This window comes from Streptomyces sp. NPDC005799 (assembly GCF_040630525.1).
Taxonomy (GTDB): domain Bacteria; phylum Actinomycetota; class Actinomycetes; order Streptomycetales; family Streptomycetaceae; genus Streptomyces; species Streptomyces griseorubiginosus_B.
This window is the reverse complement of record NZ_JBEXXQ010000155.1, coordinates 1-4035: the sequence shown is the minus strand read 5'-3', so window position 1 is coordinate 4035 and position 4035 is coordinate 1. Positions and strand designations below refer to the sequence as shown.

Annotated in this window: 5 protein-coding genes; all 5 read left to right on the top strand. The window is 63.7% G+C overall.

What is annotated here, in order from left to right; all coding sequences use genetic code 11:
* Positions 1-173 precede the first annotated feature (173 nt).
* Positions 174-1832 (top strand): amidase, encoded by a 1659-nt coding sequence (locus tag ABZ453_RS50625; protein WP_359026782.1) that lies wholly within the window; start codon positions 174-176, stop codon positions 1830-1832.
* A gap of 198 nt (positions 1833-2030) precedes the next feature.
* Complete coding sequence (locus ABZ453_RS50620) at positions 2031-2558, top strand: transposase family protein (protein ID WP_359026780.1); 528 nt, start codon at positions 2031-2033, stop codon at positions 2556-2558.
* Positions 2456-3019: an ISAs1 family transposase gene (locus ABZ453_RS50615; protein WP_359026778.1), complete on the top strand. Its 564-nt coding sequence runs from the start codon at positions 2456-2458 to the stop codon at positions 3017-3019. Before ABZ453_RS50620 ends, ABZ453_RS50615 begins: the two co-directional genes overlap by 103 nt.
* Before the next feature lie 82 nt (positions 3020-3101).
* Complete coding sequence (locus ABZ453_RS50610; protein ID WP_359026776.1) at positions 3102-3575, top strand: hypothetical protein; 474 nt, start codon at positions 3102-3104, stop codon at positions 3573-3575.
* A 169-nt stretch (positions 3576-3744) separates the two neighbouring features.
* The coding region (locus tag ABZ453_RS50605) for a PAS domain-containing protein (protein WP_359026774.1) at positions 3745-4035 on the top strand (291 nt) is incomplete at its 3' end.

Here is a 4035-nt window from a genome sequence, read left to right as displayed (position 1 = left end):
GCCCCCCCACCCCCAACCCCCCCGGCCCCGCCCCCCCACACCCCCCCCCCCCCCCCCCGAGCCTCCCTGCGAACACCACCTGGAAACCGATCGGTTTAAATTTCGACGAAACAACTGTGAAACACAGTTCCGTTTGACTCTCACTGACCCTGTCGACTGATTACCGAAGCGAGATGCCGGCTATGAAGCCCCCAGCGATCTTCAAATCCTCCCGCCGCCGTACGCGTGCAATTGTGATCGGCCTGGCGATCGGAATTGCTACACCCAGCTTGATGGGTTACAGCTTGCCTCCGCGATACCTCACCAGCACACCGGCCGTGGTCGATCTCGGCATCGCCGATGTCCGCCAGATGCTGAACCGTCACGAGACCACATCGAAGGCACTTGTGAAGGCGTACCTTGATCGCATCGACGCCTACGAGAACACCTACGGAAATCAGCCGGGAATTAATGCCATCATCACCGTTAATCGCCACGCAATGGCGGAGGCAGCAGAACTTGATGCCGAACGCCGCGCGGGCCACATCCGCGGGCCCTTGCACGGGGTCCCCATCGTAGTGAAGGACAATTACGACACCGTAGATATGCCGACCACAGCGGGATCGGAATCGCTCAAGAGTTTCCAACCGCGCTATGACTCGACGCAGGTGAAGCGTCTTCGGGCTGCCGGTGCCATCATCATCGCCAAAACAAATCTCCACGAATTTGCGGCGGGTGTCACCACGATCAGCTCGCTCGGTGGCCAGACACGCGACCCATATGACCAGACCCGGAACCCGGGCGGCTCGTCAGGTGGAACTGCTGCTGCCGTCGCGTCGAGTTTCGCTGCCGCAGGGCTCGGAACCGACACGTGCGGCTCGATCCGTCTGCCTGCCTCTTATAACAACCTTGTCGGTCTTCGACCCACGAAGGGGCTCACGAGCATCAGCGGAGTTGCGCCGCTTTCAAGCACACAGGACGTGACCGGTCCGATGACCAAGACGGTGGAGGACGCGGCCCTTCTTCTTGACGTCATGGCCGGTTACGATCCAGAAGATCCTGCCACCTCCGCGGCCAAGGGTAAGGCTTCGACTCACTACGAGCGGACCCTGTCAAAGACGGCGTTGAAAGGCAAGCGGATTGCGCTGCTCACGGACAAGCTTGGTACCAGCTCGGCAGAGAAGCCAACAAGCGACATCATTCGTGCTGCCGCTGATAAATTCCGCTCCCAAGGCGCAACTGTTGTCGAGCTGCAACTTCCCCAGACCCTGGTCGATGCCCTCGCTGGCGCGCGCACTACCACGTTCGAGTTTCAGCGCGATCTGAATGCATGGCTTGCCCAACCGGGTGCTCGGTACGATGCCCAGGTGGCAAGCCTCACCGCGCCAGCTGACAAACTGACCCTTTCTGACATCATTAAATCCGGGGAAGTAACCCCAACCGTTCTCACCAAAATCAAGCAGTACGCAGCGGTCGCTGAGTCATCAACATACGACGCTGACTACGCGAAAGCACTCGCGAATCGTAAGACCGCTGCCGCGGAACTAAAGGAACTCTTCGCCGAAAATCGCCTCGACGCTATGATGTATCCCGAAATCAAAGCAACAGCCGGAAAGATCGACGATACGAACCTGCCAGCGGATAACTGCGGCATTTCACCGTACACCGGCTTCCCTGCTCTCAACGTACCCGCAGGATTTTCCTCGGATACGCAAATGCCAGTCGGCGTCGAGTTGCTCGGCCTCCCATTCACGGAGTCAAAACTGCTCAGCATGGGATACGACTACGAGCAAGCAACAAATTTCCGTACGACACCCGACAGCGTCCCCGAGCTGTTCCCGGCGCCTCGCTGAAGTCGCTGAGTACGCCATTCCGCACCCAATCGGATCTCGCCTTCGAGACAAGCTTTTCCGGCTCTTCGGGTATCCGGTGGGGGTCATAGGGTAAGGACGCCCGCACCCAAGGCTGATGTGTTATCACCCGGCGACATGAGTTGAGCGCGTGTGCATGCGCGGAGGCGGCCGGACTGGAGACGGTGAACGCGACCCCCGATGATCAAGGTTCTCGAAGCCTTTGATCACGAACAGGGGGCGCGTTCGCGTGTCATCCTCCCTGATCGACGTCCTCCAGCGCCCCTGCGGGCACGTCGGCCTGCCCCGCCCGCCCGAGCAACTCACCTCACTCCGCGAGACCTTGGACCAGCTCGCCGATCCGAGGCGGGTCAGGGACCGCCGCTACCGGCTGGCTCCCTGCACGCCCTGTGCCTGCTCGCAGTCCTCGGCGGTGCCACCACCCTGGCCGGCATCGCCCGGTTCGCCGTCGACGCCGCCCCTGAAACAGGGTCACGCATCGACCTTACGCGTCTCCCACGTGCCACCACCCTGGGCCGCCTGCTGTCCCGCATCGACGGCAACGCCTTCGATGACGCCGTGAGTGCCTGGCTCGCCCGGTACTCCAGGACGAGGCACCCGCGCTGGTGGGACTGGCCGTCGACGGCAAGGCCGTACGCGCCAGCCGCCGTGACGACCGGACGGCCGTCCACCTCCTGGCCGCGGTCCTGCACGAGAGCCAGGCCGTGATCTCCCAGCGGCAGATCGCCGCGAAGAGCAACGAAATCCCCGCCTTTGCCCCGCTGCTTGAGTCACTCGACCTGCGTGGCCACGTCATCACCGCCGACGCGCTGCACACCCAGACCTGCCACGTCAAGCAGATCACCGCCCAAGGCGCCCACTACATCCTGGTCGTCAAGGGAAACCAGAAGAAACTCCGCCGTCAGCTGCGCCGCCTGCCCTGGCGGGAGGTCCCGCTCCAGCACCGAACCCTCGACCAGCTACACGGACGCCGCGTGATCTGCCGGCTCAAGGTCTGCACCGTCCAGCCCGGACTGCTCTTCGCCCACGCCGTCCAGGCCATCGAGGTCAAGCGGCGTCGCACCAACCGCAGGACAGGCAAGACCACCATCAAGACGGGGAGAGATTCGCGTTCCATTTCACAGGAGTCCGTCCGGAGATGTTCGCCGCGCGATTGGTCGGCACCTTGACCGGCTGGGCACGGACGTCACTTCGATCAAGGTCAGCGAGATCTGGGACGTCCGCGACCGGGACGCCCGCGCGCTGACCGTCATGGGCTACGGACGCACAGGCGCCGAGTTCGAGGCCGGCGCCGCCGGTATCGCCCGGTTCATCGACGACTACAGCCTCCAGAGCCTCTTCGGACTCAGCAGGATGCTCGGCGCCGACTTCGTCAGGGTCGAGCACGAGAACGACTTCGCGCTGGCCCTGGTGGATCTGAGCTTCCGGGACATGCAGGTCCCCGCCCGTACCGTCGCGCTTATCAAGCGTCGCAGTCTGGGCTTCCGTGACACCGGCGACGAAGAGCCGCTCATCACCTCCGAGGTCAATTGGATGGTCGATCGCGAGACGATGGTGTCTGCGGGCATGGACCCCGAGGAGCCTGGCTCGGATCCGGGGTACTGGGCGACGATCGCCACGGTGTTGCAGGCTGTCCCGCGCGTGTGTGCCGCCCCGCCCGGCATCCTCCGCCCTGTGCTTCCCGACCTTCACTGGATGCCGGACTTCCGTGATCTCGCCGTCTGACGGTGGTGGGACACGTGCGAGAGCTGCAGGGTGGAACAGATGTCGGCCTTGGCGGACAGCAGAGGACAGCAGAGGACAGCTCCACGTTATTCTGATGTAGCCGCCTCGTGGGGGGGCCAAGCGCATCGCTCACACGCCCATAGACCCGTCAGGCAGTGGGAGAAAGAAGATGAACGCCTCCCCACAGCACATCGACATAGGGCTGTCGTCGCTGGACGGCGTCGCGACGGTCGTCCTCGATGAGCGCGGTGTCGTGCTGGACTGGTCGCAGGAGGCCGCCGACCTGCTGGACTGGACGGCGTCGGAGGTCCGCGGTAAGCCGATCGCAGACCTCGTCGCCGACGACCCCGCAGAGCGTTGGCTCGCCGAAGCCGACAGCACGGCGGCACCGACGGCGGGCCGGGCCATGATGCGGCACCGTTCGGGCCGCGTCGTCGAGGTCGTCTACCGAGTTCTGGCG